The following is a 24767-nucleotide window of genomic DNA, read 5'->3' on the forward strand; positions in this document are numbered from 1 at the left end:
CCGGCGCGTGCAGGGGGAAGACGTGGTCGCCGAAGAGCACCGTGGTGCCCCACTCGCGCAATCGGGCCAGGCCGGCCCGGAAGGCCGGGTGGGCGGCCATCGCGGCGTTGGTGAACGGCACCGCCACCACGGGCAGCCCCTTGCCCTGCCCCTCGACCAGCAGGCCGAGCGCGAGCGTGTCGGTGATCCCCGCCGCCCACTTGTTGACCGTGTTGACCGTCGCCGGGCAGACGATCATGGCGTCGGCCGGGGGCAGCAGGTCGGGGTCGCCCACGTTCTTGTAGTGGGTGCGTACCGGGTGACCGGTCTGCCGGGCCAGCGCGGCCCGGTCGACGAACTTCGCCCCGTCGGGCGTGGTCACCAGGCAGACCTCCCAGCCGTCCTGCTGGGCCAGCTCGACCAGGCGGCCGACGTGGCGGGCCAGCGGCGAACCGCAGGCGATGACGTAGAGCACCTCGCGGCGCTCGCTGCTCGGGTGCGGGCCGCTCATCCGGCCGGCACCGTGCTCATACTCCGACTCCCATGTGCTCAGCCAACTCCGCTATCGGCGAAGGCGGCGCACCACGTGTGCGACGCAGCACGTCCGACATCACCTCGTGCGCGATCGGGCGGCAGCGGATCTCCGAGGGCGCGAGCCGGTCGCCGCGCAGCAGCATCTCCCCGGCGTTGGCCACGTCACCGATCTGGGCGAACCCCCGGGCGATGTCGAGCAGGTGGTGCGCGCGGCGCTCGGGCAGCAGCGCGTTGAACGCGGGCTCCGCGAGGCGCTGGTGGATCTCCACCGCCCGGCCGCCGTCGCCCAGTTCGACCGCCGCGGCGGCCCGGTGCAGCTCCAGGTTGGTCGGGCCGAACGAGGTCCAGTAGTGGTTCTGATCGCCGCCGAGCAGGGTGGCCGCCTCGTGGGCGCCGTTGAGCAGGTCGTCCACGGTCGCGGAGTCGCCGATCCGGGCGGCGGCCATCGCGCCCTGGAGCAGCAGCATGCCGTAGACGGAGAGCCGGTCCGGGGAGGCCTCGTTGCTCCCGCCCGGGGCGAGCCGGTTGGCGATGGTGACGTTGAGCTCCAGCGCGGGCCGGGCCCGGCCCATCGCCACCAGCGCGTTGCAGACCCGGGTGGTGGCGACGCCGGCCAGCAGCTGGTCGTCGGCGCGCTGGGCGACCGCCATCGAGCGGTCGGCGGCCAGCCAGGCCAGCTCGCACTCGCCGAGCTTGCGCAGCACCGAGGAGGCGATCTGGTAGACCTGCCCGAGCAGGTGGGCCGCCTCGCACGCCTGGTCGCCCCGGTAGCCCGCGTCAGCGGCCTGGGCGTCGCGCAGCAGCTTCGGCAGCGCCCGGGTCAGCATCCCGTAGCGGCCGTACTGGTAGGTGAGCCAGGCGTGGTTGACCGCCTTGCGCATGTCGGCCAGCGGCGGCGGGTACGGCGCGGCGTCGAAGTAGGCGCTCATCGAGTCGTACCGCTCCAGGGCGGCCCGGATCTCCTGCACCTCGATCTGGTCGATGCAGTTGAGCGCGTCGGTACGCCGCTCCGGGTCCTTGCCGAGCAGCAGTTGCACGTCGACCTGGAGGATGTCGGCGATCTCGTAGAGGACGGAGAACTTGTCGAGCCGGCGCACCCCGCGCTCGACCTTGTCGACCCAGCTCTTGGACTTGCCCAGCCGATCGGCGAAGACCTGTTGCGACATCTTGCGCCGGCCCCGCCAGTAGGCCACCCGCCGTCCTATGGGTAGCTCGTCCATCCCCTGCTCCTCCCCCTCGTCGTCCGTCCGGTGGATCTCCGGACGGCTCCCCCGCGGGCGCGGCGCTCCGTCCGTCCCAGGTTTTCGCTGGTCGCACAGGTTGTACGTCGGCCGTACGGCCAGTCCTCGTAGTTTTCGTGCAAGTTGCACGAGCCGTTCGACAGCTCAACGATCGCGGGTTACGGCAGTGACGGTGCTCGACATACCGCCTGACGGGGTGACCGGTCGGGGCGAGGGGAGATCACGAACTATGTGGGGGAACGTCGGACCGCGGGTCGCCCAGCTCTCGCCGATCGAACGGGTCCGGCTGCGCCGGATCGCCGTCCGGTACGCCGCGCACGGCTGGGAGGTCACCCCGGGTGCCTGCCTGGCGCGCAGCCGCTTCGTCTGCGGTCGGGCCGGCTGCCCGACGGTCGGCTGCCACCCGGCGCTGGAGAACTGGGAGCACGCGGCCAGCGCCGACCCGGCCCGGGTGGCGACCTGGTGGCGCAGCCGGCCGCACGGGGTGCTGCTGCCCACCGGGCGGGCGTTCGACGTGCTGGAGGTGCCCGCCCACCTCGGCCGGCACGTCCTCGACGCGATCCCGGCCCACCCGGCCGGCCCCGGCGTCCGGGGCCCGGTGCTGGTGACCCCGACCGGTCGCTGGATGTTCCTCGTCCGCCCGGGCGACCCGCTGCGACCGGAGCTGGAGCACTGCTTCCACGTGGTACGCCACGGCCCGGGCTCGTGGATCGCGGCGCCGCCGACCCGGCTGCCCGAGGGGCCGGTGCGCTGGGTGGTCGCCCCGGAACAGGCGCGCTGGCAGCTGCCCGACTCGTACCTGGTGCAGAACACCCTGGTCGACGCGCTGCGGGCCAGCGGGGTGACGCTGACCCCGGAGCTGCTTCCCGGGCAGCTGCCGCTCCCCCGACGGGGCCACTGATCCGCCGGTCGGGTCACCGGCAGCGTCCCCGCCGGGGCCGGGGTCGTTGGACCGGTGACGGCGCGGACGCGCCGGGAGCGGGGGTACGAGATGGCCAGTGACGACGCGACGTGGCCCGCCGGCGGCACCGAGCCGCCGCCGCACCACCGGCGGCCCCACCGCCGGTCGCGCACCAGACCCGGCGGCTCCCGCCCGGAACGCGCCCGCCTGCTGCACTCCACCGACCTCCCGCTCACCGACTGACCCGCGCGGGCCGGTGGTCGGTGAGGCGGTCCAGCCAACCGATGCCGGCCTCGCCCATGGCCACCGCCGCGGTGGCGTACGCGTCGGCGACCCCGAGGTCCGCGCCGACCACGGTGACCGAGCGCAGGCCCCGGGCCGGCTCGCCCCGGCGCGGATCGTGCACGTGCCGGCCCCGGTGCTGCACGCCCGAGGTGGCGATCGCCAGGTCGCTGCCGGCGAGGACGAGACAGGTGGCCATCGGGTTCCACGGGTGGGCGACGCCGATCCGCCACGCCTCCCGGGTGGGTGACAGTCCCCGGACCACCACGTCGCCCCCGGCGTTCAGGCAGTGGTTGGCCGCACCGGCGGCGACCAGCCGGTCCGAGGCGACCTGCGCCGACCAGCCCTTCACGTAGCCGGACGGGTCGAGCCGGCCGGTGGCGTACGCGTCGAAGTAGCCGTCGGTGGCGGCCCACAGGTCGGCGCAGCGCTCCAGCACCGCCCGCAGGTCCGGCGAGGCGTCGGCCGGCCGCAGTTCACCCCGGTCCAGGCGGCACACCTCGCTGTCGTCGCGGTAGGTGCTGAACCGGGCGTCGACCTCGCGCAGCCAGCCGAAGGTCTCCGCGGCGAGGTCGTGCAGGGTCGCGGCGGGCAGGTCGTCGGCCAGGTCGAGGCTGATCGCCGTACCCATGACGTGCTCGACCCGGCGCAGGCCGGGACGGACCGGCGAGACCGGCACCTCAGCCGGCCCGGTCGATCGCCGCCTGCAGCGACTGCTGGTACGCGTTGCTGGTGGCGGTGGCGTCGCTGACGGTGTTCAGGTCGGCGCTCTGCTTCTGCACCACCTCGCCGCTGGTGCCGCTGTAGGTGCGCTGCACGTCGTCGCTGCGCTGGCCGGACTGCCCGCTCTGCGGCAGGCCGATCCCGGTGACGTTGACGATCCTGCTGCCGGAGAGGGTGATCTGCACGTGCAGCGTGCCGTACTCGTACTTCACGTCCGGGCCGCTCACCGTGCGCAGGGCCGGCTTCGGCGCGCTGGTGGTGGCCCGGGGCGCGGCGGGCCGGGTGGCGGTGGTGTTGCCCGGGCCCGGGGTCCGGGGCGTGGCGGTGGTGGGTCGCGCCGCCGGGGTGCGGCCCGTGGCGGAGGGCCGGGGCGCGGGACGCACCGTGCCGGCCGGGCCGGGGTCGCCGGCCGCGGGGGCGGCGGACGCCTGGGCGGACGGGAGGTCCTGGGCGACCTGGCCCGCGCCCGGGGAACCCTTGAGCACCACCAGTGCACTGGTGCCGGCGGCCAGACCGGTGATCGCGAGGATCGCGCGACGCATGGCGTTGCCTCTCTACAACTCGAACGTGGCGAGGTGGATCTGCCCCCGGGGCACACCGGCGGCGCGCAGCACCCGCACCGACTCCTCCACCAGCCCGGACGGGCCGCAGAGGTAGACGTCGCGGCGGGCCACGTCGGGCACCAGGCGGCGCAGGCCCTCGGGGTTCATCACCTGACGGGGGCCGGCGTCGTCGCGGGAGCCGATGACGTACCAGACGGAGACCTGGCGGGCCTGGGCGAGCCAGTCCAGCTCGTGGTGCAGCAGCACGTCGGCCGGGGTACGGGCGCGGTAGATCAGCGCGGCGCCGGGCGGCAGCTCCTCCAGCATCGCGCGCAGCGGGGCGATGCCGCTGCCGCCGGCGATCAGCAGGGCGCGCTCCCGGGTGCGGTGCGCGGCGGTGAAGGTGCCGGACGGCCCCTCCGCCCAGACCCGGGTTCCCGGGTCGAGGTCGCGCAGGTCGGCGGTGTGCGAACCGACCACCTTGACGGTCAGCCGCAGCCAGCGGCCGTTGGCCGCGGCGGAGAGCGAGAACGGGTGCGACTGCCACCAGCAGCCGCGGGTGAGGAACCGCCAGCGGAAGTACTGCCCGCCGAGCATGTCGATCTGGTTGAGCCGCTCGCCGGTCAGGTAGATCGAGATGGTGTCCGGGGTCTCGGCGACCACGTCGGCCACCCGCAGCCGGTGCCGCAGGTTGAAGCGCAGCGGGGCGATCAGCCGTCCCCAGACCAGTGCGGCGACCACCAGCAGGTAGGCGGCGATCCAGCCGGTGCGCACCGGACCGGGCGGGAAGAGCTGGGCGCCGTTGCTGAACTGGTGGCCGAAGCCCAGCAGCAGGGCCGCGTAGCTGGTCAGGTGCAGGTGGTACCAGAGCTCGTAGGGCAGCAGGGTGCGGATCGCCCGGACGCCGGTGCAGCCGACCAGCACCATGATGCCGGCGGCGGCGAACGCGGAGAGCATGTCCTCGTAGTCGCGCAGCAGCACGCCCACCTCGCCCAGCACCGACTGCTCGTCGGCCTCGGCGTAGGCCACCACCAGCAGGGACATGTGGGTGAGCACCGCGACGAGCAGGGTGACGCCGACGTCCCGGTGCAGCCGGGAGATCCGCTCGCCGCCGAGCACGCGTTCGAGCACGCCCAGGCGGCTCATCATCAGCACCTGCACCAGCAGCAGGTAGCCGGCGACCAGGCCGGTGATCCGCCCGGCGGCGGTGAGCACGTCGGCGGTGCCGGCCAGCGAGTCGGCCGGGGTGTCCAGCCACCAGGGCAGCACGCTGGCCACCAGGCCGAGCCAGAACAGCGCGGACAGCGCGCGCCGGCCGCCGGGCCCGCGCCGGGGCAGCACCGGTGTCGGGGGTACGGGGGCGGCCGAACGGCCGCCGTGCCGGGACGAGGTCCCGGTACGGCGGCCGCCGGCGTACGTGTCCTGGTACGTCACGCGTACAGCTTCATGGGGGTGTACTTCTGCCTCGGGAAGATCTTGTCCACCTCGGCGTTGGTCAGGCCGAACCGGCCCTGCGCCACGCTTCCGTAGACGTTGAACATGTTGTTGTACTCAGGTACGTCGCCACTGTCCAGATCGTTCAACCCGTTCCAGGTGCCGAGCAGCGAGCCGGCGAGCTTGCGGCCGGAGAGCAGGGTGACCACGCCACCGTGGCCGTGGTCGGTGCCGCCGCTGTTGGAGGCGACCCGGCGGCCGAACTCGCTGGACACCATGACGGTGACGTCGGCGGCCCGGTCACCGAGGTCGGTGAAGAACGCGGCCATCGCCGTGGCCAGTTCGTTGAGCCGCCGGTGGAGCTGACCGCCGTCCCGGGTGCCCTGGTTCTCGTGGGTGTCGTAGCCGCCCATGCCGACGGTGGCCACCCGGACGTTCGCCCCGCCCTTGATGAGCTGGGCGAGCTGCTGGAACGCGTACCCGACGCCCTCGTACGTCACGCCGGCCGCCGGCTGGTACGGCTTGGCCGCCAGCCGCTGCGCGGTGGCCAGCGCGCCCATGCCGTCGAGCACCGCCTCCTGCACCGGGTGGTTGATCCCGGTGAACAGGCCCCGGATCGCCTTCTCGGTGGCCGCCCGGTACTTCTCGTCGCCGTTGAGCCGCAGCGAACCGACGTTGTTGAGCGACAGCGCGCCGTTGTTGCCCACCAGCGACCGGGGCAGCGTGCTGCCGATGCCGACGCTGCGGAACGCGGTGCCCTTGCCCAGGTTGTCGACCAGACCGTCCAGCCAGCCCCGGCCGCCGGTCTCGTTGGGCAGGCCACCGAGGTTGCAGGCGTCCGCGGCCTGGAAGTGGCTGCGCGACAGCCGCTCGTCGGAGACCGCCGGGATGAAGCCGAGCTGGCCGGCCTTGAGCCACTGCTCGAGCGGCTTGAAGGCGCTGGTCAGCTTGAAGCCCCGGCCCACGGGCAGCGAGTCGTTGCCGAGCAGCAGGTCGGGCCGGGCCTTGGCCAGCACCGGGTCGTTGTCCGGAGCGACCAGGCTGAGCCCGTCCAGCCCGCCGTAGAGGAAGACGTGGATCAGGGTGCCGGTCTTCGTCGCGGCGAAGGACGCCGAGGTGGTGACGAACTGCGCGGTGGCCAGCGCGGTGGCGGTGGCGGCGGCACCGGCGACGAAGGTACGCCGGGTCACCCCCCGCCCGTCCTGCTGGGCCTCCTCCAGGTCCTCCAGCCGGCGGTAGCGGTCGGCCTCGGCGGCGTTCTCGGCGGCGACGATGTCGGCCTCGGCGCGCAGCAGCGCCTCGGCCGGGTCGTCGGCCAGCCGCCGCACGTCGGGGCATTCGGGGTGCAGGGGGAACGAGTGCACAGTCTTCTCCATCGGGTGCCTCACCGGAGGTGGTGCTGGGGGGAAGCGAGGATCGCCCGCGCGACGGCGGTGACGGCCCCGTTGAACGTCGCGTCGACCTTGGCGCCGGCCGGCACACCGGCGACACCGAGGATCAGCGCCTTCTCCTTGGCGCTCAGCTTCTGGTGCACCAGCCGCTGGGCGAGCGCGTCCACGTACGCCCCGGCGGTCGCCGGCGGCTTCGCCACCAGCTTGTCGGCGCTGGTGTAGGTGAACTCGGTGCGGTAGCCGTTGAGCAGGTCGGCGGCCTCGTTCCAGCCGTTGACCATGGTGCCGGCCGAGGTCCAGGCGACGTAGACGTCCGGGTAGCCGTCCGGCGTGGGCTGACCCATCGGGTACTGGCCGAGCTCGCGCAGCTTGTCGTGGATCTGGCGCAGCCCCCGGGCGAACGCCGGGCGTCCACCGTCGGCTTTGAAGCCCCGCGACGCCTCCGGCCGGACGTTGAGGGTCCGGTAGGTGGCGATCAGGTACTCCATCGGCCGGCGCACCTTCTGCCCCACCGCCGCCCAGAACTCCGAGGAGCTGAAGAGCGTCATCAGCAGCGGCTTCACCATGCCCTTGTTGACCGTGTACGTCTTGGCCAGCCGGTCCACCAGGGACTTCGGCGGGGTGTCCGAGACGAACCGGGTGGCGAGGCTGCGCGCCACGTACTGGGCGGTCGACGGGTGCAGGGCGATGTAGCGGATGTAGGAGTCGATGACCGCGTCGGCCTTCTTCGGGTCCGCCGAGGCGTTCGCGTGGCTGAACCCGAGGATCTTGACCTTGCCGAGGTAGTGCTGGTCGGCGCGGAAGACGTACTTGCCGTCCTGGACGCCCCGGCCGGTCTGCAGCATGGCCGCCTGCCGGACGTCCTTCTCGGTGTAGCCGCCGTCGACGCCGACCGAGTACAGCTCCAGGTTCTCCCGGGCCAGGTTCTCGTTGATGGCGTCCTTGCGGGAGTCGTTCTGGCTCAGGTAGAGCAGCAGGGCGGGGTGCTTGTTCGCGGCGACCAGCATGTCCGGGTAGCTGCCCAGCGCGTGGGCCCGCACGACGTCCCGGTCGAAGGAATTGCGGTAGACCTCACCGCCGTCGAAGTCGGCGGCGACGTGCAGGAAGTCGTTCCAGAAGTCGACCATCACCTCGAAGAGCTGCCGCTCGGACCAGATCTGACGGGCGATGGTGGCGTCCACCATCTCCCGCTCCGGCTGCACGCCCTTCTCGTTGAGCTGGTCGCGCTGCTCGCGCAGCTGCACCGGGCTCAGCTTGAGGCTGGGCAGCTCGGCGAGCTTCAGCTCGGCCGGGCTCGGCGCGATCTTCTCCGGGTCGAGCTGCCAGCGGACCCAGCCGTCGATGCCCATCCGGCGGATGTCGGCGAGCGTCTTGGGCGAGGCGCCGAAGGTGGCCCGGCTGGCCAGGTGCCGTACCGGGTCCTTGGCCAGCACCGTCTTCACGGTCACCGGGGTCTCCGCCGCGGCGGCCGCCGGACCGGAGAACGTCCGCCCTCCGCTGGGGGCGTTCTTCTTCAGCGCGGCCCCGGCCCGGGAGCCCATGTAGCTCTCGTTCTGCTCGGTGTAGGTGCGCACCGTGCTCGCCTGCTGCCCACTGGGGCGGGCGGCGGTGCCGTCGGTGACGGTGGTGCCGGTCGCGTCGCCGGCCACCGCGTCGTCGCCGCCGAAGAACCCACGCACCGTCGAGCTCATCCCGAGGGCGGCGCCGCCGGCGACCACGGCGGCGGTGCCGCCGATCGCGAGGGCGCGCCGCCGGCCGACCCGGCCGCCGGGCTCGCCGTCATCGTCCAGTCGGGGCAGTCCGGTGCCGGCCGGCTGGTGGAACGACTGCCGGCCCAGGCCCTCCGGGCCGACCCACTGCGGGCCGCGGGGGGCCGGCGGGGCGGGGTACCCGCCGTACGGCTGGCCGGAGCCCGCCGGGCCCTGGTACTGCGTGGGGTACGACGCAGAGGGGTGGACGTCGCGGTAACCGTCCGGGGTGGGGTGTTGTCCAGGGGTCCAGCCGCGGTCTTCCCACGGTCCGCGCGGTGGCACATTCTGGTCGGCCATGCACCAATCCCGATTTCTTCAAGGCGCCGACACGCTGCCACCAGAGCGGGGCGTTGGGTGCGGCGACTGTTTGTCTGAGGGGGTTGCCCCGGGAAGGTAGCCAAGGGGTGGGGTGCCTTCAAGGCGCTGATCAGCGGCTCAGGACGGCACTTAAGGCACCGCTCAGCACCGCCGTGACCGGCCCGGTTTGCGCCCTGCCGGGCGGCGGCGTCCCGAGCAGGGCCGACACGTCCCCGCAGGGCCCGGACGTAACGTTTGCGGCCCACGCGACGCTCTCGGCCCCGTTCACGGGCACAGCCAAACTTAAGGAAGGGATAAGCCGCTGCTGAGCCGTTCCTGACCCGTGTTCCGGACCACCCGAACGCGCAAAGTGGCAGCAGCTCACGGGCGTGACCGGCCGCCGCAGCGGGTAAGCCGCCGGACCGCTGAAGCCGTGAGGGGAAGGCATCGCCATGCTCAGCAAAGAGGATCAGCGCAGATTCGAACAGATCACCCGGCACCTCCGGGAGAGCGACCCGAAGTTCTTCGCGAGACTCGACCATCGGGCGCGGGCCCGGCGCGGGCGCTGGCTGATGATCCTGACGATCGTGCTCTGGGCGTCGCTGCCGGCGATGACCGTGCTGGCCGGACGGATGGCCGGCGCGATCTGCGCCGTGGTGCTGGCGGCCAACGCCGCGCTCATGTGGCGGTTCCGCCGTCGCTGGCTTTGACCCGCCGGCGGTAGGCGGCCGGACGTCAGGACGCGTCACCCGGTTCGAGATCGTGGACAGTCGACGCCCACTCGGACGACGACCGTCCACGATCCGCCGCGGGCGGCGGGGTCAGGACCGGCCGAAAGTCCGGTACGCCCGGCGCAGCCGCTCGAGCAGGCCCGGGCCGCCGATGGCGGCCGCGGGCGCGCCGAGCTGCCGCAGCAGCAGCTCCGGCCCGGTCGCGAGGGTCGGCGGCCGGTCCGGCAGTGGTACCGGCGGCAGCCAGAACCGGTCCACCGCCTCACCGAGTGGCATCACCGGCAGTCCGGCCAGCACCCGTGCCGCCCCGGCCGCCACGCCCGGTTCCCCGGCGGGGGCCGGATCGTCCTCGGGTGTCCCCGGCGCGACGGTGTCCGGATCGGATACCTCGGGCGTACCGGTCCGACCGGCCGGGCCGGTGCCGCGCAGGGCACGCAGCCGGTCGAGCAGCTCGGCCCGGCTGCGGCCGCGCCAGTGCAGCAGCTGGAACGGGTCCGCGTCGAACGCCTCGGCCAGCAGGTAGAAGGTCGCCGCGAGGTGTTTGCAGGGCACCGCGAAGTCGGGGCAGTTGCACCGCTGGGTCAGCTCCGTCACCCCGCTCGGGAAGAGCGGGGCGCCGGCGGCGGCGAACACCTCCTCCAGCTCCGCCGGGAGGTCCCCGGCGAGCAGCCGGGCGCTGAAGAACGCCTGCGCGGCGAGGTCCCGCTCGATCCGGTCCCAGAGCGCCGGCGGGAAGACCGCCAGCTCGATACCGACCCGGTACGGCTCGGCCCGGGAGCCCTGCACGACGGCCTCGACCCGGCCGGGCATCACGTCGAGCCGCACCACCTGGCCCCGGCGCGCGTACGACCGGCCGCGGGTGAGCCGGGTGCCGAGGGCGAACGACTCCAGCACCTCCAGGAAGCGCCGCGACCACCAGGAGACGCCGATCGCGCCCCGGGTGCTGCGCGCCTTCAGCCCGCCGTCGACCCGTCGGGGCCGCCCGAAGTCGGCGAACCGGCCGGCCGGGCCCGCGCCCTCGCCGGGTGCCGGGTCGCCGGGTGGTGGGGTGCGGTCGGGGCCGGTCACTCGACCACCGCCCCGGCCTCCAGCGCGAACAGCTCGCGCAGCTGGGCGGTGGAGAGCTCGGTGACCCACTGCTCCCCGCTGCCCACCACCGAGGCGGCCAGGCTGCGCTTGTCGGCGATCATCGCGGCGACCTTCTCCTCCACCGTGCCGACACAGACGAACTTGCGTACCTGGACCCGCCGGCGCTGGCCGATCCGGAACGCCCGGTCGGTCGCCTGGTCCTCCACCGCCGGGTTCCACCACCGGTCGACGTGCACGACGTGGTTGGCGGCGGTGAGGGTCAGCCCGGTGCCGCCGGCCTTGAGCGACAGCACGAAGATCGCCGGTCCGTCCGGGGACTGGAACCGGGTGACCATGGCGTCCCGGTCCGCCTTGCCGACCCCGCCGTGCAGGAAGAGCACCTCGCGGCCGAAGCGGGCCGAGAGGTGCCCGCGCAGCATCCCGCCGAACTCCGCGTACTGGGTGAAGAGCAGGGCCTTCTCCCCCGCCGCGAGCACCTCGTCGAGGATCTCCTCCAGCCGTTCCAGCTTGCCGGAGCGCCCGGGCAGGGCCGAGCCGTCGCGCAGCAGCTGTGCCGGGTGGTTGCAGACCTGCTTGAGCCGGGTCATGGTGGCCAGCACCAGGCCGCGCCGCTCCATGCCGTCGCTGGACTCGATCTTCGCCAGCATGTCGTCCACGATGGCCCGGTAGAGCGACGCCTGCTCGGCGGTGAGGTTGCAGAGCACCTCCATCTCCAGCTTCTCGGGCAGGTCGGAGATGATCGAGGAGTCGGTCTTGAGCCGGCGCAGCACGAACGGGCCGGTCATCCGGCGCAACCGGGCGGCAACCTCGGCGTCCCCGTGCCGCTCGATCGGCACCGCGTACGCGGTCCGGAAGCTGGCGGCCGGGCCGAGCAGCCCCGGGTTGGCGAACTGCATGATGGACCAGAGGTCGGCCAGCCGGTTCTCCACCGGCGTACCGGTGACCGCGACCCGGTGCCGCGCGGGCAGCGACCGCACCGCCTCGGCCTGCCGGGTCGAGGCGTTCTTGATCGCCTGCGCCTCGTCCACCACCACCCGGTGCCAGCCGATCGAGGCGAGCGCGACCGCGTCCCGGGCCGCCACCGAGTAGGTGGTCACCACCAGGTCGGCCGCGTGCGCCGCCGCGGTGAACTCCTCGCCCCGGGCCCGCTCCGCGCCGTGATGCACGTGCACGCGCAGCCCCGGGGTGAACTTCGCCGCCTCCCGCTGCCAGTTGCCGACCAGCGACATCGGGCAGACCAGCAGGGTCGGCCCGGCCGCCGGCGGGTCCCCGGCGAGCAGGGCCAGCAGCTGCACCGTCTTGCCCAGCCCCATGTCATCGGCGAGCACGCCGCCGAGCCCGAGTGACTGGAGGAAGGCCAGCCAGGCCAGCCCCCGCCGCTGGTACGGCCGCAGGGTGCCCTTGAATCCCGGCGGCGGGTCGAGCGGGGTGAGCCGCCGTTCGGCCTCCCCGGCGAGCAGGTCGCCCAGCGGCCCGTCGGCGGTCACCTCCAGCACCGGCAGCGCCTCGGGCCGGTCGGCGCCGGCCAGGCCGAGCCGGAGCAGGTCGGCGACGGTCAGCTCGCCGGAGGAGCGCAGCAGCCGCAGCCCGGCGGCGAGCCGCTTCGGGTCCAGCTCCACCCATCGGCCGCGCAGCCGCACCAGCGGCGTCTTCAACGCGGCCAGCGCGGTCAGCTCGTCGGCGTCGAGCGTCTCGTCGCCGAGCGCCACCTCCCACCGGTAGTCGACCAGAGCGTCCAGGCCGAGCCCGCCGGAGGCGCCGGCGACGGTGCCCGGGGCGGTACGGCTGCGCGCCTGCAACCGGGCGCCGAGTCGCGCCGACGGGCGCTGCCACCAGGAGGGCAGCAGCACCCCGAAGCCGGCGGCGTGCAGCACCGGGGCGCCGTCGCGCAGGAACCGGTGCGCGCCCTCGACGTTCAGCTCCAACTCCTCCGGGGCCGGGGTCCGCAGCGCGGCGTCCAGCTCCGGCCAGAGCCGGCCGGCCCGGCCCAGCTCGGCCAGGAGCGTCTCCTGCGGGTCGTCGCGCCGGCCGGCGAGCGCGGGCACGGTCTCCGGCGCACGCCAGACCTGGCCGGCGTCGACGTGCAGGCTCGGCTCGTCGGCGGCCTGCAGGCCGAACTCGACCCGCCAGCGACCGGCGGGCCGGACCACGGTGGCCGGGTCGGCGGGAACCACCACCAGCGGGTCGACGATGTCCTCGGGCGGCGGCTCGACCAGCCGGAAGCTGGCCCGTACCGCGCCACCGGCGGCGTCGCGCTGCCAGTCGTCCAGCTCGGCGCGGAGGGTGGCCAGCGCGTCGGGGTCGGCGCTGAACTTCCGGTCCGCCCCGGAGAGCGCGGTCAGCCAGTCGGCGACGACGCCGTCGCGGCGGCCGCCCCGGGCCAGGTCGACCTCGGCCAGCGCGGCCCGGGCGGCGGCGTCGGTGAGCGCGTCCAGCGCGTCGGCCACCAGCCCGCCCGCCCCGGGATCCGCCGAGCCGGGGCTGCCGGGTGCACCGGCCCGGCCGGGTCCACGCCCGCCGGTGGGCACCGGTCCGGCGGCGGACGCCGGGCGGGCGCCCGGACCCGGCTCGAGGTCGAGGACGGACAGCGGCCCGGCGGCGGACCGGGCGGCCGGGGGCAGGGCCAGCGCCAGCGACCGGGCCCACCCGGCGTCGGTGCCGGTGAGCAGCGGCCGCCAGAGCGCCCGGGCCACCGCCACCGCCCCGCCGTCGGGCGGAGCCGAGTCGGCCAGAGCGGGCAGGACCCGGCCCCGGGACACCAGGTCGACCGCGAACTCGGCCAGCTCGGCGAGGTGGCGCAGGGTGGCCCCCGGTACGGCGGCCGGCCCGTCGAGGGCGCGCAGCAGGGTCAGCGCCGCGTCCGGGCCGTACGTCAGGACGGGCACCCGCCAGCCGGCCAGGGTGACCGGGCCGCGGACCGGTTCGGCGACGGTGGTCCGCACCAGCTCGGGCGAGTCCAGCGGGGAGCCGCCCCGGGTGGGCAGGGTGAGCGGCAGGGAACCGGCCTGGGCCGGGACGTCGCCCAGCGCGGCGGCGAGCGTGGCGTGGTCGGCGGCGAACGGGTGGGCGCGCTCGCGCGGGGCCCTTCCGGGCCGGCGGGGCGCCCGGGCGGGCGCGGTGCTGTCCTCCGCCCAGACGGCGAGACCGGCACCGACCAGCCACAACGCGTGGATGACCAGCACAGCTCCCCCCTCGTCGACGCCCGGCCCAGGATAGGCCGCGCCCACCGGCTACCGTCGGCGCCATGTTCGACCTGCTCGTGATCGGCGGCCTTGGGGTGGATGTGCGGGTCCGTGTGCCCGCGATCCCGCCTCCCGCCGCCGACTCGCTCATCGTCCCGGCGATCGAGTCGCGGATCGGCAACACCGGCGCGGGGGTGGCCCTCGCCGCGCACGCGCTGGGGCTGCGGGTCGCCCTGGTGGACGTGCTCGGCACCGATCCCGCCGGTCAGGTGGTGCGCGCCGCGCTGGCCCGGACCTCGGTGCACACGGTGCTGGTCGACAACCCGGGCGGCACCCGGCAGTCGGTGAACCTGCTCGACCCGGCCGGGCGGCGGATGTCCCTGCACGACCCGTCCCCGTGGACCGGCGCGGCGGCCCCGTTCACCGACGACGAGCTGGCCGGGCTGATCCGGGACGCCGCCCACGTGCACGTCTCGATCATGGACTGGGTCCGGGACCGGCTGCCGGTGCTGCGCGCGGCACTGCCCGACGGGGTGCCGCTCTCCACCGACCTGCACGACTGGGACGGGCAGCAGCCCTACCACCGTCCGTTCGCCGAGGCCGCCGACCTGGTCCTGGTCAGCGGGGTACGGCTGGGTGACCAGGCCCCGACCCTGGCGGCCGGGCTGGCGCCCCGCACGGTGGTGGTGACCCGGGGCGCGGACGGCGCCGACCTGCACCCCGGCGGCGGCGCGCCGGTGCGGGTGCCCGCCACCGTGCCGGCCGCGCCGGTGGTGGACACCAACGGCGCCGGGGACGCCTTCGCCGCCGGGTTGGTCGCCGGTCGGCTGCGCGGCGCGGCCCTGCCCGAGGCGGCGGCGTACGCGGCGGCGGTGGCCGCCGCGGCCTGCACCCACGACGGCATGGAGTACCCGCCGGGACTGCTGCCGCGCGCCTGAGTCAGAGCACCCCGGTCTCGCCGTCGGTGAGTTCGCGCAGGATGTCGGCGTGCCCGGCGTGCCGGGCGGTCTCCTCGATCAGGTGCACCAGGATCCAGCGCAGCGACACCTCGCCGAGCTGGGGGTGCGGCACGACGTGGTCCAGCGGGAACCGGGCGGCCACCTCCCGGGACCGCGCGCAGGCCCGCTCGTACGCCTCGACGAGGTCGTCCAGGGTCTCCCCCTCGGCCACGGCGAAGCTGGCCGCGGCGTCCTCCTCGGTGGTCGGGAAGACCTCGCCCGGGGCGGGGTCGAGCAGGACGGGGAACCAGCTCCGCTCGATCAGGGCCAGGTGTTTCAGCAACCCGGCGAGGGTGGTCGCGGACGGCACCAGCCGGCGGCGGGCGTCGCCGTCGGCCAGGCCGCGCACCTTGCGCAGCACGATGCCCCGGTGGAAGTCGAGGAACGCCTCCAGCACGACGCGTTCGTCGCCGGTGCGGGCCAGGACCGGCGCGAGCGTGGGATCGATCTCGATGTCCGCCATACCCTGCACCGTAGTCCCGGTCCGGCAATCCCTGCGGGCCGGCGATCTCCGGGGCAGGATGGGCCCATGGCATCAACGGTGCGGATTCCCCTGGCAGACGGCCCGGCGGACGGCGAGACGGTCGACGTGGAACTGGACACCAACAACCGTCCGCCGCTGACCCATCACCACCTCGGTCCGGAGGGGCTGATCGACGCGCAGATCTACGAGCTGGAGTCCGTCGAAGGCGAGTACTGCTACCGCTGGCGCGGCCCGGCGATCTGAGCCGGCCGGGCGGTCAGGCGTCCATCCGGGCCAGCGCCCGGGACCGCAGGCTGTCCAGCACCGCCCGGGTGACCTGCGAGGTGCCCCGGGCCTGGTCGCAGACCTCGGCGACCCGGCGGGCGGTGGCCTCCGCCCGGGAGTCGCGTTCGTCCCAGAGCCGGTCGACCTCCGCGAGCAGCGGACCCTCCACCTCCCGTTCCACGCCGCGCAGCGCCGGCACTCCGAGCCGTTGAGCCAGGTCGAAGACCTTTCCCGCGTACGGCAGGGGAAGGAACGGCGTGCCCACCATCGCGGCGAAGATCAGGAAGTGTAGTCGCATGCCGACCGCCAGGTCGAAGTGCTTCATCAGGCCGAGCACCTGCCGGGGCGAGTAGTCGCCGTGCAGGATCCGGCCCCGGTCGGCGGCGACCATGTGGGACAGCACGCCGTGCGAGTGCCGGATGTCGTCGCGTTCCATCGGGACGAAGAGCACGTACGCGTCGATGCGGTGCACCAGGAAGTCGCCGATCTGGGCGAGCAGCCGGTGGTACCCGTCGACGTCGAGCCGCTCGGCGGCCCGGCCCGGCTCGCGGACGCTGAGGCCGATCAGGCGCTTGCCGGCGGGCACGCCCTCCTCGCGCAGCAGCCGGGCGGGGAAGTCCTCGGGCTCCAGCAGGAACGCCGGGTCGGCGGTGACGGTGATCGGGTTGAGCAGCCCCGCCTCCTCCAGCAGCATCCGGGACTCCTGGTCCCGCACCGTGACCTCGATGGCGCTGGCCAGGGTCTCCCGGACCATGCCGGTGTCGACGCCGTCGCTGAGCGGCCCGACCCCCACCGCGTACGTCAGCAGCGGCAGGCCCCGCTCCTGGGCGACCCGGACGACGCGCAGGTAGCGGCGGGCCTCCCGGTCGTACAGGATGCCGCCGCCGCCGAGGATGAGCAGGTCGAGCTGGGCGAGCACCTCCGCGGAGTCGACCCGGCTGACCCCCTCCCAGGGCACCGCCTCCACGTCGGGGTGGGCGAGCGCGGTGTGCGCCGGGTTGCGGGAGAAGACGATGATCCGGGCGTGGGGTTCCTGCTCGCGCAGGTCGGCCAGGAGACCGGTGAGGATCGCCTCGTCGCCGAGGTTGCGTCCGCCGTACGAGCCGAGCACACCGATGGTCAGGCCGGCGCCGTCTCTCATGCGTCACTCCTCCCGGGGGTACGTCCCGCAGGCGGTTTCCCGTTGCGGCCGGTGGCATACCTCGGGTCGGGTCGGGCCGGGCCGGGCGGCGGGCCGGGCTCAGGCGCGGGCGACCAGCCGGGACACCAGGGCGGAGACCACCTCGTCCGGGTCGAATCCGGCGCCGATCGAGGTGGTGAGCAGGTCGAGCAGGAGGCCGTCCAGCGCGTAGTGCAGCAGGGCCACCTCGAACGCCCCGCCGGGCAGCCCGGCGGCGACGTGGAACGCGACGTCGTCGCGGTAGCCACGGCGCAGCGTGTCGCCGAGGATCCGGGCCAGCTCCGGCCGGCGCACCGCCTCCAGCCGCAGCTCGATCAGCGCCCGGGTCAGCTCCGGCTGGGCGGTGGTGCGCTCGACGATGTAGCGGACGTAGTCGGTGAACAGCTCCAGCGAGGGCTCCCGGGCGCCGAGTTCGGCGAGGGTGCCCTCGTCCGGCGCGAACCGTTCCATGATCCGTTCGCCGAGCGCGCCGAGCATGGCGTCGCGGGAGCGGAAGTAGTTGGAGGCCGTGCCGACCGGGACGCCGGCCTCGGCGTCGACGGCGCGGTGGGTCAGGCCTCGCGCCCCGGTCGCCGCCAGCACCCGCAACCCCGCGTCGGCCAGCGCCGCCCGCCGTTCCACGTTTCTCGCCACGAATTAACCCTAGCGGAACCACGACAGGTGTTGTAGTTTTTCAACCACGACAGCCGTAGTGATTGAGGAGTCAGTTTGCGCAAGCTCGTGTACTACGTCGCCGGCACCGTCGACGGCTTCATCGCCGCCCCCGACGGGACGTACGACTTCCTCCCGCTCGAACCCGACGTGCAGGAGCACCTGGTGGCGACCTGGCCCCAGACGTTCCCCACCTTCACCCACGAGCGGTTCGGCATCGACCGGCCGCAGGGCCGCTTCGACGCGGTGGTGATGGGGCGCGCCACCTACGACCCGGGCCTCGCCATCGGCGTCACCAGCCCGTACGCCCACCTGACCCAGTACGTCTTCTCCCGGTCGCTGCCCCCGGCGGACTACCCCGACGTGCAGCTCGTCGACGCCGACCCGGTCGAGTTCGTCCGCGAGCTGAAGCGCCGCGACGGCGGCGACATCTGGCTCGCCGGCGGCGGACAGCTCGCGGGCCAGTTGCTGCCCGAGGTGGACGAACTGGTGGTCAAGCTCCACCCGGTCCTGGTCGGCCGGGGCGTGCCGATCGTCGACCGGGAGTTCGACCCGCGCCGGTTCCGGCTGGTGGAGACCCGGCCCTTCGCCAGCGGGCTCGTCATGCTGCGTTACCTCGCCGGGTAACCCGGTTGCCCGCCGGCCCGTCCCGCACCAACCTGGACGGATGGACGAGCTGGTCAGGACCCGGATCGGCTGGGCGGACCTGCCCGGTCAGGTCCGGTCCGGCGTGCAGCGCGTCCTCGGCGACCGGGTGGTCGAGGCGGTGTCCCAGCCGGGCGGCTTCTCCCCCGGCACCGCCGACCGGGTCCGCACCGCCGACGGCCGACGCGCCTTCGTCAAGGCGGTCAGCCGGGCGCGGAACGCGCACAGCGTCGCGCTGCACCGCGCCGAGGCGGCCGTCGCCGCCGCGCTGCCGGCGTCCGCCCCGGCGCCCCGACTGCTCGGGCGCTACGACGACGGCGAGTGGGTGGCGCTGGTCTTCACCGACGTCCAGGGCCGGCACCCGGTCACCCCCTGGCGGACCGACGAGCTGATGACCGTGCTCGACACGCTGGCGGCGATGGCCGCGGCGCTCACCCCCGATCCGGTCCGGCACACGCCGGCCGCCGCCGCGCGGCTGGCGTACGACTTCGGTGCCTGGGACCGGATCGCCGCCGACCCGCCCGCCGACCTCGACCCGTGGGCCCGCGCGCACCTGGACGACCTGCGCGCCGCGGCCGCGTACGGCCTGGCCGCCCTCGACGGCGACACGCTGTGCCACATCGACCTGCGCGCCGACAACCTGCTCGTCGACCCGGCCGGCATCGTCAGCGTGGTCGACTGGCCGCACGCCTGCCGGGGTCCGGCCTGGCTGGACACCGCGCTGCTGCTGGTCGACGTCGCGCTGCACGGCGGGCACGACGTCGAGGCGCTGCTGCGCCGGCTCCCGCTCACCGCCGACGTCGACCCGGCCGCGCTGACCGGCGTGTACGCCGGGCTGGCCGGCTTCTTCACCGACGGCGCCCGGCAGCCGCCCCCGCCGGGCATCCCCACCGTCCGGGCGTTCCAGCGGGCCCAGGCGGACGCCCTGCTGCCCTGGGTACGCCGCCGGTTGCACCGAAGCCCGCCCGGATCGGCGACCCGCCGCGCCGCACCGGCACCGTGACACCATGACGTGGTGAGCGACATGGACATCCCGGCGGTGGGCGCGCCGGCCCGGCGGGCGCTGATCGGCGCGGGCTGGACCCGGCTGGACCAGCTGACCGCCGTCACCGAGCGGGAGCTGCGGGCCCTGCACGGCATGGGGCCGAAGGCGATCGGCATCCTGCGGGCGGCGCTGCGGGATCGCGGCCTGAGCCTCGCCGGGGAGGAGCCCGACGCCTGACCACCCGAACGAGGCGTCCGATCGCCGCCAGACCTCCGGGCCGTCCACGCCGATGCTGAGCTGCATGACGACGACACTTCTTGACGGCAAGGTGGCCCTGGTGACCGGCGGTGGGCGGGGCATCGGGGCGGCGACGGCGCTGCGCCTCGCCGCCGACGGCGCCGACGTGGCGGTGACCTGGCAGCGCGACGCCGACCGGGCGGCGACGGTGGTGAAGCAGATCGAGGCGCTCGGCCGGCGGGCGACCGCCGTGCGAGCGGACAGCGCCGACCCGGCCGCGCTGCGGCAGGCGGTGGACCGGACGGCGGACGAGCTGGGCCGGCTGGACATCCTGGTGAACAACGCCGGGGCTTTCCTGATCGGCGCGATCGACGAGTTCACCGCCGACGACCTGGAGCGCACCATCGCGGTCAACGTCCGGGCGCCGTTCGTCGCCGCCCAGGCGGCCGTGCGGCACATGACCGCCGGCGGCCGGATCATCTCGATCGGCAGCAACGTCGGCGAGCGGGCGGTCTTCCCCGGCCTGGCCGCGTACGCGATGAGCAAGACCGCGCTCACCGGCTTGACCAGGGGCCTCGCCCGCGAGCTGGGACCACGGGGTATCACGGTGAACCTGGTCGTCCCCGGGCCGACCGACACCGACGCCAACCCGGCCGACGGACCGAACGCCGACACCATCCGGGGATTCACCGCCCTGGGCCGGTACGCCGCGCCGGACGAGATCGCCGCCACGGTGGCCCACCTGGCCGGCGACGACGCCGGCTACGTGACGGGAGCGGTGATCGCCGTGGACGGCGGCTTCACCAGCTGAGCACGACGGGGCGGATGGCGGCGCCCGGGGCCGATCCGGTGCCGCGGCATCCACCACCCGCGCCGAAAGCGGACGGGCCCACGAGCGTGATACCTCAGAGGCATCTTGATACCTCTGAGGTATCACCCGCTCGACCGTCGGGTCACTGCGGTGGGCGGACCTCGTGGGTGAGGAACGGCAGGACGGCGGCGGGCAGGGCCGCCGAGGCGACGATGTCGTAGTGGGTGAGGCCGGGCAGCACCGCCAGCCGGGCCGCCGGCCGGTCGGTGCCGTCCCAGCCGGCGTCGCGGTGGCCCCCGCCGAGCAGCCCGAAGAACTCGGCCATGTGGGTGACCGGGATCGAGTCGGCGTCGGCGTAGACCAGCAGCGTCGGCACGGTGAGCGCAGCGACCTCGGCCGACCAGTCGTACTCGCGGCGCAGCAGGTCGCCGGTCCTGGCCCAGAGGTCCGGCCAGTCGCCGGGGCGGGGGGCGATCCGCACGTAGCGCTCGTGCGCGGGCGTGCCGCGCATCTGCTCGCCGGCCCGCTCGTCCTGGGCGGCCATCGCGGCCAGCACCTCGGGATACCAGCCCTGCCGCCGGCACGGGGTGGAGACCAGCACCAGCCGCCGGACGACCCCGGGATGCTGGATCGCGGTACGCAGCGCCACCGCGCCGCCGAGGGAGTAGCCGAGCAGGTCCGCCTCGGGCAGGCCGAGGTGCCGCAGCAGCGCGGCGATGTCCTCGGCCATCGTCTCGTACCGCAGTGGACGGTCCACGTCGGCGGTGCGCCCGTGGCCCTGGAGGTCCACGCCGATCACCCGCCGCCGCCGCGCCAGGGCGGGCAGGATCGGGGCGAACATCTCCACCGCGCCGTACCCGCCGTGCAGCAGCACCAGCGGGAGGCCGTCGCCGTGGACCTCGTACCAGAGGCGCAGGCCGTTGACGTCCGCGTAGCTCACCTGGTGCTTCCCGGTGCGTCGATGCCCACGCCTCACCCGTACCACGTGGCAACGGGCAGGCCGGCGCGTACGCGCAGGTGTGCGCAGGCGATTCGCCGATCGGAGCGCAGGATCAGGGCCGGTACCGCCCAGCGGCGTCGATGATCGCGCTGACCACGGCCGCGGCCGCATCGGGCCGGCCGTGCCGGCGGGCGGCGTCGGCCAGTTGCCGGCGTCGTTGCGGGTGGTCGAGCAGCACCATGATCTCCTCGTGGAGGCGGTCGGCGGAGGCGTCGGGGCCGGCGAGCATGCGGCAGGCACCGGCGTCGGCGAGGTGCCGTGCGGTCCGCCGCTGTTCGTCGCCGCCGGTGGGGATGAGCGGGATGAAGATGCAGGCCTTGCCCAGGGCGGTGAGTTCGGCGACGGTGCCGGCGCCGCTGCGGGCGACGACGATGTCCGCGGCGGTCAGGACGTCGGGCAGCTCGCCGTGGACGTAGTCGACGACCCGGTACCTGCTGCGCAGGTGCTCCGGCACGGCGGCCGCGACCTGCCGCATCCGGTCGAGGGAGTAGTCGCCGCACTGGTGCAGCACCTGACAGCTCGGCAGGAGTCCGGAGAGGATGGCGGCGATCAGCTCGTTGACCTGGACGGCGCCCTGGGCGCCGCCGGTGACGTACACCAGCGGCAGGCGCGGATCCAGGTGGTACGCGGCGAGCGCCCGGTCGCGGTCGCCCGTGAGGATCTCGGGCCGGATCGGGTTGCCGGTGACCACTGCGCGGGTTCTCGCTCGGGCGGGCAGGTGGTCGATGGAGGACTCGTGACTCAGCAGGACCCGATCGGCGAGGCGGGCGAGGATCCGGTTCGCCAGCCCGAGCGTGAGGATCTGCTCGTGCATGACCAGCGGGCGGCCGGCCAGCCAGGCGGCGACGCCGATCGGGACGGAGACGTATCCGCCGGTGGAGAAGACCACCTCGGGCCGGGTGCGCACCACGATCATGACGGCCTGGAGGACGCCGAGCGGCACCCGGAAGGCGTCGGCGACGTTGCGGCCCCACTCGTGCCGGTTCGGCGAGCGGCGCAGCTTGCCGGTGGTGATCGCCGTGAAGGCAACGCCCTCCTGCCGGGCGATGCCGGCCTCCAGCCCGTGGGCGACGCCCACCCAGCGGATGTCCGGTGCGGTGCCGGCCGCCGCCAGCCGGTCGCGGAGCGTACGGATCGTGGTCAGCGCCGGGTAGGTGTGCCCGCCCGTTCCCCCGCCCGTGACGATCATGCGGAGACCACGGAGGTGTTCCGCGGTGTAGACGGCCATCAGCGGGGACTCGGGCAGACGGAGGCGGTGTCGTGCCGGTGCAGTGCGCCCTGGATGAGGATGTCGAGCAGGGCGGAGTAGCCGACGCCGGCCCGCTGCCAGATCTGCGGGTACTGGGAGGCGGCGGTGAATCCGGGGAAGGTGTTGACCTCGTTGATCACCGGCTCCGTGCGGTCTCCGGCCCACCCGGTGCCGTGGTCGGCGTCCGGATCCGGGAGGAAGAAGTCGACGCGGAGCAGCCCACGACAGCCGAGCGCGTGGAACGCCCGCACCGCTCGGTCCTGCAGCAGCCGGGTGGTACCGGGGTCGAGCCGGGCCGGAATGTGGAAGACGGCACCGCCGTCGTACTTGGCGTCGTAGTCGAAGAAGGCGGCGTTCGCCACCCGGATCTCCAGCGGCGGCCCGGCCTCGACGCGACCGTCGGGGTGCTGGAGGACGCCGACGTCGATCTCGCGCCCACGCACGGCGCGTTCGACGAGAACCTTCGCGTCGCTCTCGCGCGCGAGCCGCAGGGCGGCGGGCAGCTGCGCCCATCGTTCGACCTTGGAGACTCCCAGGCTGGAGCCGGCCCGGGCCGGTTTGACGAAGACGGGCAGGCCCAGCCGCTCCTGGTCCCGCGACGACAGCTCCTCGCCGGGCCGCAGCGTCACCCCGTCGGCCACGCGCAGCCCGTCGGCGGCGAGGAGCCTCTTCGTGACCGGCTTGTCCATGCCCGCGGCGCTGGCGAAGACACCGTTTCCGACGAACGCGACGCCGAGCCACTCCAGCATCGACTGGACGGTGCCGTCCTCACCGTACGGGCCGTGCAGCGCCGGGAACACCACGTCCTGGCCGCCGAGGGTCCCCAGCGCCTGCGCGAAGGTGGCCCGGTCGCCGTTCACCCGCCACCGGCCGTCGCGCTCGATCAGCACCTCGGTCACGTCGTACGTGTCGCGGTCGAGATGGGCCAGGATGCTCTCCGCCGAGCCTCGGGAGACGTCGTGCTCCCCGCTGCGCCCGCCGAACAGCACCGCCAGACGAACAGTCATGATGTTGCCGCTTCCCCGTGCAGGTGGACGCGCGCCACTCGCGCGCCGATTCCGGTCAGGACTTCGTGCGGGTTGGTGCCGGCCCACCGCGCCCACTCGGCGGCCGTCGGCTCGGCCGGGCCGGGCGAGCCGGGCTCGGCGCCGGGACCGAAGACGACCACCGGATCGCCGAGCGACACCGGCAGGTCGCCGACGTCGACGACGCACTGATCCATCGCGATGCGGCCGACGATCGGGCAGCGCCGACCGGCGAGCCAGACCCACGCCCGGCCCTCGGCGGTACGTGACAGGCCATCGGCGTACCCGAGCGGCAGCAGCGCGAGCGTGGTCGGCCGGTCGGTGACCTGATCGGGGCCGTAGGACACGCCGGTACCGGCGGGCACGCGCTTCAGGTTGATCACCCTCGACCGCAGGGTCATGGCGGGTCGCAGGCGGTAGTGGCCGGGACCGGTCGCGCCGAACGGGTCGACGCCGTACATGGCCAGGCCGATCCGGCAGAGATCGAACCGGGTCTGCGGGGCGGCCAGGGCCGCCGCCGAGTTCGCCAGATGCACCACCTCGGGGTCGAGCCCGGCTCTCCGGGCGATCCGCAGCGCCTCCTGGAACGTCGACAGCTGGCGGGCGATGCTCGGGCAGCCCGGCACGTCGGCGTTCGTCAGGTGGGACCACACCCCGCGTACCCGGACGCTGCCCTCCGCCTCGTGCCGGCGGGCCCAGGCGACCAGCTCGGGCCATGCGTCGCCGCCGGCACCGTTGCGGGACAGCCCGACGTCCGCCTTGAGCTGGACCGCGGCGGGCACACCGAGGTCCGTGGCCGCGGTGGCGATGGCGTGCAGGTGGGCCAGGGTCGACACCGCGATGTCGACGTCCGCGGCGATCAGGCGGGTGAAGTCCTCGTCCGGCCGGTGCAGCCAGCTCAGCACGGGCGCGCCGATGCCCGCCGAGCGCAGGGTCACCGCCTCCGCCGCCGAGGTCACGCCCAGCCAGGTGGCGCCGGCGCCCAGCGCGGCCCGCGCCACCGGCACCGCGCCGTGCCCGAACCCGTCGGCCTTCACCACCGCCATCACCCGTGTACGCGCGATCGCCGCGATCGTCCGGACGTTCTCCGCGATCGCCGCCAGATCGATCACGGCCTCGGCGAGCTGGACACGTTCGTCGATCACCGCGGTCCCCGCGGGC

General features: G+C 74.4%; 25 protein-coding genes. 9 read left to right on the forward strand and 16 right to left on the reverse strand.

The window, feature by feature from the left end:
- On the reverse strand, nucleotides 1–490 hold a 490-nt coding region (locus tag ACSNN7_RS13770; protein WP_436681136.1), incomplete at its 3' end, for a flavoprotein.
- Nucleotides 491–506: 16 nt separating this feature from the next.
- Nucleotides 507–1733 (reverse strand): helix-turn-helix domain-containing protein, encoded by a 1227-nt coding sequence (locus ACSNN7_RS13775; RefSeq protein ID WP_334450069.1) that lies wholly within the window; start codon nucleotides 1731–1733, stop codon nucleotides 507–509.
- 250 nt (nucleotides 1734–1983) lie between these two features.
- On the opposite strand from ACSNN7_RS13775, the gene ACSNN7_RS13780 reads away from it, so the two are divergent.
- Both ACSNN7_RS13780 and ACSNN7_RS13785 read left to right on the forward strand, forming a co-directional pair.
- Nucleotides 1984–2655, forward strand: coding sequence for a bifunctional DNA primase/polymerase (locus tag ACSNN7_RS13780; protein ID WP_436681137.1), 672 nt, complete (start codon nucleotides 1984–1986; stop codon nucleotides 2653–2655).
- 54 nt (nucleotides 2656–2709) lie between these two features.
- The gene (locus ACSNN7_RS13785; RefSeq protein WP_436681138.1) at nucleotides 2710–2898 is read left to right on the forward strand and encodes a hypothetical protein; all 189 of its coding nucleotides are present in this window, start codon (nucleotides 2710–2712) and stop codon (nucleotides 2896–2898) included.
- Here the strand turns inward: ACSNN7_RS13785 and ACSNN7_RS13790 are convergent.
- Genes ACSNN7_RS13790 through ACSNN7_RS13810 form a run of 5 tightly spaced genes read right to left on the reverse strand, consistent with a single transcriptional unit; the run spans nucleotide 2888 to nucleotide 9075 of the window.
- Nucleotides 2888–3568 carry an FAD:protein FMN transferase gene (locus tag ACSNN7_RS13790; protein WP_436681179.1) on the reverse strand — a complete coding sequence of 227 codons (681 nt, stop codon included), beginning with the start codon at nucleotides 3566–3568 and terminating at the stop codon, nucleotides 2888–2890. The genes ACSNN7_RS13785 and ACSNN7_RS13790 overlap by 11 nt on opposite strands.
- Before the next feature lie 49 nt (nucleotides 3569–3617).
- Complete coding sequence (locus ACSNN7_RS13795; protein ID WP_436681139.1) at nucleotides 3618–4202, reverse strand: FMN-binding protein; 585 nt, start codon at nucleotides 4200–4202, stop codon at nucleotides 3618–3620.
- Nucleotides 4203–4214: 12 nt separating this feature from the next.
- Nucleotides 4215–5636 carry a ferredoxin reductase family protein gene (locus ACSNN7_RS13800; protein WP_436681140.1) on the reverse strand — a complete coding sequence of 474 codons (1422 nt, stop codon included), beginning with the start codon at nucleotides 5634–5636 and terminating at the stop codon, nucleotides 4215–4217.
- Entirely contained in the window at nucleotides 5633–7012 is a 1380-nt protein-coding gene (locus tag ACSNN7_RS13805) for a DUF1501 domain-containing protein (protein ID WP_436681141.1), read from the reverse strand. Before ACSNN7_RS13805 ends, ACSNN7_RS13800 begins: the two co-directional genes overlap by 4 nt.
- Nucleotides 7013–7020: 8 nt before the next feature.
- Complete coding sequence (locus ACSNN7_RS13810) at nucleotides 7021–9075, reverse strand: DUF1800 domain-containing protein (RefSeq protein ID WP_436681142.1); 2055 nt, start codon at nucleotides 9073–9075, stop codon at nucleotides 7021–7023.
- Between the two features lie 452 nt (nucleotides 9076–9527).
- Here ACSNN7_RS13810 and ACSNN7_RS13815 point away from each other — a divergent pair, with 452 nt between their 5' ends.
- Nucleotides 9528–9785, forward strand: a complete 258-nt coding sequence (locus ACSNN7_RS13815) for a DUF3040 domain-containing protein (RefSeq protein WP_334450062.1) — start codon at nucleotides 9528–9530, stop codon at nucleotides 9783–9785.
- Nucleotides 9786–9896: 111 nt separating this feature from the next.
- Here the strand turns inward: ACSNN7_RS13815 and ACSNN7_RS13820 are convergent, their stop codons facing one another.
- Nucleotides 9897–10874: an SWIM zinc finger family protein gene (locus tag ACSNN7_RS13820; protein ID WP_436681143.1), complete on the reverse strand. Its 978-nt coding sequence runs from the start codon at nucleotides 10872–10874 to the stop codon at nucleotides 9897–9899.
- Nucleotides 10871–14077, reverse strand: a complete 3207-nt coding sequence (locus ACSNN7_RS13825) for an SNF2-related protein (protein ID WP_436681144.1) — start codon at nucleotides 14075–14077, stop codon at nucleotides 10871–10873. Before ACSNN7_RS13825 ends, ACSNN7_RS13820 begins: the two co-directional genes overlap by 4 nt.
- A 62-nt stretch (nucleotides 14078–14139) precedes the next feature.
- Here ACSNN7_RS13825 and ACSNN7_RS13830 point away from each other — a divergent pair, with 62 nt between their 5' ends.
- On the forward strand, nucleotides 14140–15015 hold the full coding sequence (locus tag ACSNN7_RS13830) for a carbohydrate kinase family protein (RefSeq protein WP_436681145.1): 876 nt from the start codon (nucleotides 14140–14142) through the stop codon (nucleotides 15013–15015).
- Nucleotide 15016: 1 nt separating this feature from the next.
- On the opposite strand, the gene ACSNN7_RS13835 is transcribed toward ACSNN7_RS13830, so the two are convergent.
- Nucleotides 15017–15538, reverse strand: a complete 522-nt coding sequence (locus ACSNN7_RS13835; protein ID WP_436681146.1) for a DinB family protein — start codon at nucleotides 15536–15538, stop codon at nucleotides 15017–15019.
- A gap of 66 nt (nucleotides 15539–15604) precedes the next feature.
- Here ACSNN7_RS13835 and ACSNN7_RS13840 point away from each other — a divergent pair, with 66 nt between their 5' ends.
- Nucleotides 15605–15802 carry a hypothetical protein gene (locus tag ACSNN7_RS13840; RefSeq protein WP_436681147.1) on the forward strand — a complete coding sequence of 66 codons (198 nt, stop codon included), beginning with the start codon at nucleotides 15605–15607 and terminating at the stop codon, nucleotides 15800–15802.
- Nucleotides 15803–15815: 13 nt separating this feature from the next.
- Here the strand turns inward: ACSNN7_RS13840 and ACSNN7_RS13845 are convergent, their stop codons facing one another.
- Both ACSNN7_RS13845 and ACSNN7_RS13850 read right to left on the reverse strand, forming a co-directional pair.
- Nucleotides 15816–16964: a polysaccharide pyruvyl transferase family protein gene (locus ACSNN7_RS13845; RefSeq protein ID WP_436681148.1), complete on the reverse strand. Its 1149-nt coding sequence runs from the start codon at nucleotides 16962–16964 to the stop codon at nucleotides 15816–15818.
- A gap of 99 nt (nucleotides 16965–17063) precedes the next feature.
- Nucleotides 17064–17636 (reverse strand): TetR/AcrR family transcriptional regulator, encoded by a 573-nt coding sequence (locus ACSNN7_RS13850; RefSeq protein ID WP_436681149.1) that lies wholly within the window; start codon nucleotides 17634–17636, stop codon nucleotides 17064–17066.
- 75 nt (nucleotides 17637–17711) lie between these two features.
- Between ACSNN7_RS13850 and ACSNN7_RS13855 the strand changes: the two genes are divergently transcribed.
- The 4 genes from ACSNN7_RS13855 to ACSNN7_RS13870 all read left to right on the forward strand — a co-directional run bounded on the left by ACSNN7_RS13855 (nucleotide 17712) and on the right by ACSNN7_RS13870 (nucleotide 20332).
- On the forward strand, nucleotides 17712–18281 hold the full coding sequence (locus tag ACSNN7_RS13855; RefSeq protein WP_436681150.1) for a dihydrofolate reductase family protein: 570 nt from the start codon (nucleotides 17712–17714) through the stop codon (nucleotides 18279–18281).
- Between the two features lie 40 nt (nucleotides 18282–18321).
- Nucleotides 18322–19302 (forward strand): phosphotransferase family protein, encoded by a 981-nt coding sequence (locus tag ACSNN7_RS13860; RefSeq protein WP_436681151.1) that lies wholly within the window; start codon nucleotides 18322–18324, stop codon nucleotides 19300–19302.
- A gap of 12 nt (nucleotides 19303–19314) precedes the next feature.
- The gene (locus ACSNN7_RS13865) at nucleotides 19315–19521 is read left to right on the forward strand and encodes a DNA-binding protein (RefSeq protein ID WP_436681152.1); all 207 of its coding nucleotides are present in this window, start codon (nucleotides 19315–19317) and stop codon (nucleotides 19519–19521) included.
- A 64-nt stretch (nucleotides 19522–19585) separates the two neighbouring features.
- Nucleotides 19586–20332 carry an SDR family NAD(P)-dependent oxidoreductase gene (locus ACSNN7_RS13870; protein WP_436681153.1) on the forward strand — a complete coding sequence of 249 codons (747 nt, stop codon included), beginning with the start codon at nucleotides 19586–19588 and terminating at the stop codon, nucleotides 20330–20332.
- 142 nt (nucleotides 20333–20474) lie between these two features.
- Here the strand turns inward: ACSNN7_RS13870 and ACSNN7_RS13875 are convergent, their stop codons facing one another.
- The 4 genes from ACSNN7_RS13875 to alr all read right to left on the reverse strand — a co-directional run bounded on the left by ACSNN7_RS13875 (nucleotide 20475) and on the right by alr (nucleotide 24751).
- Complete coding sequence (locus tag ACSNN7_RS13875; RefSeq protein WP_436681154.1) at nucleotides 20475–21272, reverse strand: alpha/beta fold hydrolase; 798 nt, start codon at nucleotides 21270–21272, stop codon at nucleotides 20475–20477.
- A gap of 112 nt (nucleotides 21273–21384) precedes the next feature.
- Nucleotides 21385–22560, reverse strand: a complete 1176-nt coding sequence (locus ACSNN7_RS13880; RefSeq protein ID WP_436681155.1) for a UDP-N-acetylglucosamine--N-acetylmuramyl-(pentapeptide) pyrophosphoryl-undecaprenol N-acetylglucosamine transferase — start codon at nucleotides 22558–22560, stop codon at nucleotides 21385–21387.
- Entirely contained in the window at nucleotides 22560–23588 is a 1029-nt protein-coding gene (locus ACSNN7_RS13885) for a D-alanine--D-alanine ligase family protein (RefSeq protein ID WP_436681156.1), read from the reverse strand. Before ACSNN7_RS13885 ends, ACSNN7_RS13880 begins: the two co-directional genes overlap by 1 nt.
- On the reverse strand, nucleotides 23585–24751 hold the full coding sequence (alr, locus tag ACSNN7_RS13890; protein ID WP_436681157.1) for an alanine racemase: 1167 nt from the start codon (nucleotides 24749–24751) through the stop codon (nucleotides 23585–23587). The genes ACSNN7_RS13885 and alr overlap by 4 nt, the downstream gene beginning before the upstream one ends.
- Nucleotides 24752–24767 lie beyond the last annotated feature (16 nt).

This window comes from Micromonospora sp. URMC 105, assembly GCF_051386295.1.
GTDB lineage: Bacteria > Actinomycetota > Actinomycetes > Mycobacteriales > Micromonosporaceae > Micromonospora.

Excerpts from the sequence above, each read along its gene's own strand:
- ACSNN7_RS13805 (WP_436681141.1), bottom strand. The coding sequence starts at position 7,012 with ATGGAGAAGACTGTGCACTCGTTCCCCCTGCACCCCGAATGCCCCGAC.
- ACSNN7_RS13840 (WP_436681147.1), top strand. The coding sequence starts at position 15,605 with ATGGCATCAACGGTGCGGATTCCCCTGGCAGACGGCCCGGCGGACGGC.
- ACSNN7_RS13775 (WP_334450069.1), bottom strand. The coding sequence starts at position 1,733 with ATGGACGAGCTACCCATAGGACGGCGGGTGGCCTACTGGCGGGGCCGG.
- ACSNN7_RS13780 (WP_436681137.1), top strand. The coding sequence starts at position 1,984 with ATGTGGGGGAACGTCGGACCGCGGGTCGCCCAGCTCTCGCCGATCGAA.
- ACSNN7_RS13885 (WP_436681156.1), bottom strand. The coding sequence starts at position 23,588 with ATGACTGTTCGTCTGGCGGTGCTGTTCGGCGGGCGCAGCGGGGAGCAC.
- ACSNN7_RS13845 (WP_436681148.1), bottom strand. The coding sequence starts at position 16,964 with ATGAGAGACGGCGCCGGCCTGACCATCGGTGTGCTCGGCTCGTACGGC.
- ACSNN7_RS13810 (WP_436681142.1), bottom strand. The coding sequence starts at position 9,075 with ATGGCCGACCAGAATGTGCCACCGCGCGGACCGTGGGAAGACCGCGGC.
- ACSNN7_RS13790 (WP_436681179.1), bottom strand. The coding sequence starts at position 3,568 with ATGGGTACGGCGATCAGCCTCGACCTGGCCGACGACCTGCCCGCCGCG.
- ACSNN7_RS13880 (WP_436681155.1), bottom strand. The coding sequence starts at position 22,560 with ATGGCCGTCTACACCGCGGAACACCTCCGTGGTCTCCGCATGATCGTC.
- ACSNN7_RS13860 (WP_436681151.1), top strand. The coding sequence starts at position 18,322 with ATGGACGAGCTGGTCAGGACCCGGATCGGCTGGGCGGACCTGCCCGGT.
- ACSNN7_RS13815 (WP_334450062.1), top strand. The coding sequence starts at position 9,528 with ATGCTCAGCAAAGAGGATCAGCGCAGATTCGAACAGATCACCCGGCAC.
- ACSNN7_RS13830 (WP_436681145.1), top strand. The coding sequence starts at position 14,140 with ATGTTCGACCTGCTCGTGATCGGCGGCCTTGGGGTGGATGTGCGGGTC.
- ACSNN7_RS13870 (WP_436681153.1), top strand. The coding sequence starts at position 19,586 with ATGACGACGACACTTCTTGACGGCAAGGTGGCCCTGGTGACCGGCGGT.
- ACSNN7_RS13795 (WP_436681139.1), bottom strand. The coding sequence starts at position 4,202 with ATGCGTCGCGCGATCCTCGCGATCACCGGTCTGGCCGCCGGCACCAGT.
- ACSNN7_RS13835 (WP_436681146.1), bottom strand. The coding sequence starts at position 15,538 with ATGGCGGACATCGAGATCGATCCCACGCTCGCGCCGGTCCTGGCCCGC.